General features: G+C 35.8%; 4 protein-coding genes and 1 pseudogene. All 5 read right to left on the bottom strand.

The genetic code is table 11. The annotated features are described in order from the left end of the window. Nucleotides 1-110: 110 nt before the first annotated feature. The gene (dhiA, locus tag PVK63_RS19790) at nt 111-635 is read right to left on the bottom strand and encodes a type II toxin-antitoxin system antitoxin DhiA (RefSeq protein ID WP_065624889.1); all 525 of its coding nucleotides are present in this window, start codon (nt 633-635) and stop codon (nt 111-113) included. Further along, nucleotides 629-900, bottom strand: a pseudogene (gene dhiT, locus PVK63_RS19785) (type II toxin-antitoxin system toxin DhiT). The gene dhiA and the pseudogene dhiT overlap by 7 nt, the downstream one beginning before the upstream one ends. A 787-nt stretch (nt 901-1687) precedes the next feature. Further along, the gene (locus tag PVK63_RS19780) at nt 1688-2197 is read right to left on the bottom strand and encodes a YgjV family protein (protein ID WP_130088417.1); all 510 of its coding nucleotides are present in this window, start codon (nt 2195-2197) and stop codon (nt 1688-1690) included. Between the two features lie 429 nt (nt 2198-2626). After that, nucleotides 2627-3127, bottom strand: coding sequence for a cold shock domain-containing protein (locus tag PVK63_RS19775; protein WP_065596726.1), 501 nt, complete (start codon nt 3125-3127; stop codon nt 2627-2629). Nucleotides 3128-3267: 140 nt separating this feature from the next. Then, the gene (locus PVK63_RS19770; RefSeq protein ID WP_274440975.1) at nt 3268-4338 is read right to left on the bottom strand and encodes a DUF6414 family protein; all 1071 of its coding nucleotides are present in this window, start codon (nt 4336-4338) and stop codon (nt 3268-3270) included. Nucleotides 4339-5026 lie beyond the last annotated feature (688 nt).

Here is a 5026-nt window from a genome sequence, read left to right as displayed (position 1 = left end):
TGCATAACACGTTTACTACTATGCAATTATACTTAATATTGACGCCTTAAAACGAGAAACACTCGGCAAACTGAGATTGCCGAGTGTAGTAAATCGTGTTGATGCAATTGTTACATGCGACTCAAAGAATGAGCAGAGACTCTATCTTTAGCCAATTCAATAACTGCATGACCTAATTGAACTAAAGTACCAAAACTTGGTGTCGTTTCAGGTTTTAATGAACGATAAGCACTCGTTCTACTTTTTATTCCTGCACGCTCAATTACAACACTGTGGCCAAATTGTTCAACATAAGAACGAATGGCCGCTTGCAAAATGTCAGCTCGACCTTCTTGCATTGAATCCCATGAAGCCTGCTTTATTACCATTTCCATTTCTTTAACGTCAAAAGGCGTTAAATCAGATTCAGTATAACTACCAACCGTGATTTCTTTTAACGTTGCCGCCGATAATTCAACACCACTCCAATCAAGAGAGCCATCAGCAGTTAATGCAAACTTTTGAAAATTAGTCACATGGCTAAATGCCTCTTTTTGGAAATACTCAGCTAAGTTAGCTTCACCTGTATAACCGTCACTAAAAGTAAGCTCAAGTGTAAAATCAGCTACCAAATCAACATCAATTACTTTCAACATACGTCACCTATAATTTACCCGGATTAATACCAGCAACTGCTTGTTTCCACATTGCCATCAATTTTACTCGATTGCTTTCAATGTGAGCTTCTGCTCGTTTTCGTTGCTTATTTGGTAAATAACCCTCTAAGCACTCTCCTGTTTCAATTGCTATGATTAGCTCATAGCTACCATATTTGACATGAATATGAGGCAATTTATGCTGCTTGTTGTCGAAAAAATACAAACAAAATGAAAGCCCAAGCAATGCATCTATCTCTGGCATAGCAACCTCTAATTATCAAATCTGGTTAAACTATAGCACCGTATCTCAAAAGAGACAACTTTAGCATGTAACGCCTGCATAACACGTTTGCTACTATACAGACCTAGCTGAATTTTAACGCCCTAATCACTGAAACTAAAGGCAAACTGACAACGCCGAGTGTAGCAAATCGTGTTGATGCATTTGTTACACGATCTTTGTCAACGCTTCTATTAACTTGGTAAAGAATTGATTTACCGAGATTTACTGTAAACTGAGTTTAATTAGGCTAGCTCAATTAAGCGAGCAAAATATCATTTCAACGACAATAACTGTGAAACGAAACAATCCCTTTTTCTTACACCATTTGTACGATTTGGTTTCAGCCTGTTTTGAGCTGATAAACCAAATATCCCAACAACAATTGGGATTGAAATTGCTGTGAGCAAAACACTAATGCAAACTGAAATGAGGCAAACCATGAACAATTGAAGCGTTAATTGGTTTCTGAAATCCATGAACTTTTGGCAATAATGGTCAATTGCCGAACCTGATAAAACGAATATTAAAAGGCAACAAAGAAAAAGGAAATCCACCCTACTTTCACGGCTAAAAAACTAATGGCTCAATCGCTGAACTGAGCCAAAAAACTTCGATCTTAGAGTTCGTGTAACGCCTGCATAACACGTTTGCTACCATGCAGATTAAGCCTAAATTTACCACTTAACACGGTAAACCAAAAGAAATCTACGATGCCGAGTGTAGCAAATCGTGTTGATGCATTTGTTATATTTCTAAATCTACTTGATTATTGCCCTATCAGCACTGTGCTCTTTATATAAATACGATAATAACCAATAGCACTACTTATTATAAATAAAATGTCTATTAACACTGCCACTGGCGAGCCAACAATGATGTCATGAGCTCCCCAAACTACTGTCCCAAAAACCATTAGCCAGCGCATAAGTTTATCGTTATGCATGAATGAGGCTTTAGTATGAAATAACGAAGCAATACAACTTAGTACACTAGTGATGCCATTGAACGTTAAAATAGTGCCTAATACTGTCACAAAATAAAACAACCATTTCATTCTTGGATCCGATATAAAGATCCCTGCAAAGTAACGAGATGCACCAATCACAAGTAAGCATGCAGCGGTCCACTCTTCTAGTAAGGCAAAATGGGCAGCAATTAATAACGCTGAAATACTTAGTGCTAATAAAAGTGTCTTACGATTTGTAAATTGAAATGATGCGATATCGAATAAAGCAGCTAAACCTACCAATATCTGAGAAATAATAAAAAAGGACATAAGTCCTCCATCAACAAATAGAAAATTTAATGAGTAAAATTAAGATAATGCACTCAAAGTAATCCTGATATCTTGAGTTATCTTTTTAAAATACTATTTATTGGGGAGATATATTGCTACAGCTTGAACCTGAGGAAGATAATTGAAATAAATTGAGGATATTTGACTGACTAATGAACTCATAGTAATAACCCTCATAGCTGTGGTGATAAATCATTGGGGGTAATTCTATATGTTAAAATTAAAAAAACAAACCTATAATTACCTTTTGTTACGGTTAACCGTTAACATCTTGGAAATATAACGCCTGCATAACACGTTTGTTACTATGCAGATTAAGCTCAAATTTACCACTTAATGCGGTAAACCCAAAGAAATCTAGAATGCCGAATGTAGCAAATCGTGTTGATGCATTTGTTATATTGCCTACTAAAAATTACAGTGTTGACTCTCACAAGGTACACCATCGCCATTACCATCCATTTTTGTATTTGGACAGTTAGCAATGTAGAACTTAGCTTCGTCACATGACTTCATTTCACTGCAATAAGTTTTACCATCACAGCTAAAACCCATATTTTCATACGCTGGAGTTGTATCAAATAAAGGAGCTGAATCATTTTTAGAGACGTTACTTTCTGAGAAAAATTGATAACCAAGTATGCCGATTGTGATAACAGCCAACACCAAAATTTTTGTTACGAAAGAGCTTCTTGATTTAGATGGTTGAACACCAACTAAAGAAATCAGTTTAGCGTTTGTTTTATCATCTTTATACTCAAGTTGAAATTCAACTTCATCGCCTACTTTTGGCCGACGGTAGCCTTTTTTAAACTGAGATATATGAGCAAAAATCTCACCAGCAGCATTATGACTCTGAATAAATCCAAAACCACGGTCATCAACCCATTTTATAATTTTGCCCTTCATACCTTTCCTTTTCGCCGGCAATATAACGCCTGCATAACACGTTTACTACTATGCAATTATATTTAAAATTGACGCCTTAAAACGAGAAACACTCGGCAAACTGAGATTGCCGAGTGTAGTAAATCGTGTTGATGCAATTGTTAGGCCTTTCGTTGAAATTTTGGATTAGGTAAAATTGAACGATATATCGCTATAGGTTGAACCATAATTCTTGGGTATCTACACGTTCGAACCATTGCCTCTAAACCATCAAAACCACGGAACACACCACGAAAACCATTTTCAACAGATAAAGCTTCATTACCTTCTTCGTCAATAGTTTCAGTATCAAACTCTTTTAATGGCTCAAATGTTATACTATCTTTTTTAGGAATAGCTGTAATTACACCTAATAATGATACTTTTATTGTTGGCACTGAACCATAAAGAAAATGAACAGACTCAATGTCTTGTTCCAAGAAAAACTCACGTTTAACATTGCTCATGATATGGAAATTTTCCATATCTGAAAATGGATAAAGCCTTACATTAAAGATATCAGGTAAAAATACATTAACCCATGTTTTTAATCCATCAATTATCCATGGCTCAACTGCACCTACTTTACGTGTTGTGGTTAGTTCTTCTAATTGTGATTCAACAATTTCTAATTGTTTTTTCTTCTGTGTTTTCTGACTACCATTTTTCATTGCCTTAATTTCAAGGCGTGACTCTTCAAGTTGATTATAAATCTCAATATATTCTGGCGTATCTTTTATATTGGATGTAATACTTTTATTAATGAATCCAGTAATTGCTTCATAATTAGCAGCAATTCTTGTTAATCGCTGATAATCTTCAAATACAACATGCCCCTCAGCTTTAATGCATAATACATTCTCAAATGAATTTATAGCTTCACCTGATTCTATTTCATCTTTAGATATATCAACACCTAACTCTGCAGCATAACCATGCTTAAATAATTCAGTTTCTAATTCATTATAGACTTCATGATGACTAACTCTAGTTTCTTTAAGTTGATTTGACTCAGTTTCTGTTCCACCAGCTTCATGCTTAAACACTTTAAAACTGTAATTTCGAAGATTTTTACTATCCTCGCTATTACTTTGAGTAGATTCTATTGATTGCACTAATCCACCTGAAATCTGGCTATACAATGAACTAACTTTATTTGTGTCCAGATATATAAAATCTTTTATTTCGCTCATTTCAACCTCTACCACATATGGGCCTAACGCTTGCATAACACGTTTATTACCATGCAAACCAACCTGAATTTAACCGCCTTAATCACAAAACTAAAGGCAAACCCAGAATGCCGAGTGTAATAAATCGTGTTGATGCGATTGTTGTGCGGACTCTCTTTCGGCTTGGCTAGCTTGGTAAAGAACTGCCTGGCCAGCATTCTCTAAGCCCTGATTCTAATTTACCGATGCCGATTAAGCGAACAAAATATCCTTAAATTGCGAGATGAAGTGCATGGAAAACAGATATATTTTTCACACCATTTGAACGACTTGGTTTCAGCAAGTTTTTAGCTTATAAACCAAATATCCTAATCACCATTGGGATTGAAAATGCTGCGAGTAAAACACGAATGCAGGCTAAAATGAGGCAACAACAAAGAACCATTGAAGCGTAAAAATGCCTCTGAAACGCTTGAACTTAGACCGACAATGCTTAATTGCCGAACCTGATAATACGAATACTAAAAGGCAACAAAGAAAATGAGTTTCGATGACTAAATAGCGTTTACAAAAGTCTCGCTTCCATTGATGAACCGTGAAAAAAATTTCGGGCTCAGTACGCACAACGCCTGCATAACACGTTTGCTACCATGCAGACCTAGCTGAATTTTACCGCCTTAATCACTGAAACTAAAGGAAAACCGACAAC

Source organism: Aliivibrio sp. S2TY2 (genome assembly GCF_028765525.1).
GTDB lineage: Bacteria > Pseudomonadota > Gammaproteobacteria > Enterobacterales > Vibrionaceae > Aliivibrio > Aliivibrio finisterrensis_A.
The sequence above is the reverse complement of the archived record's forward strand: the minus strand, read 5'-3'. Positions and strand labels throughout refer to the sequence as shown.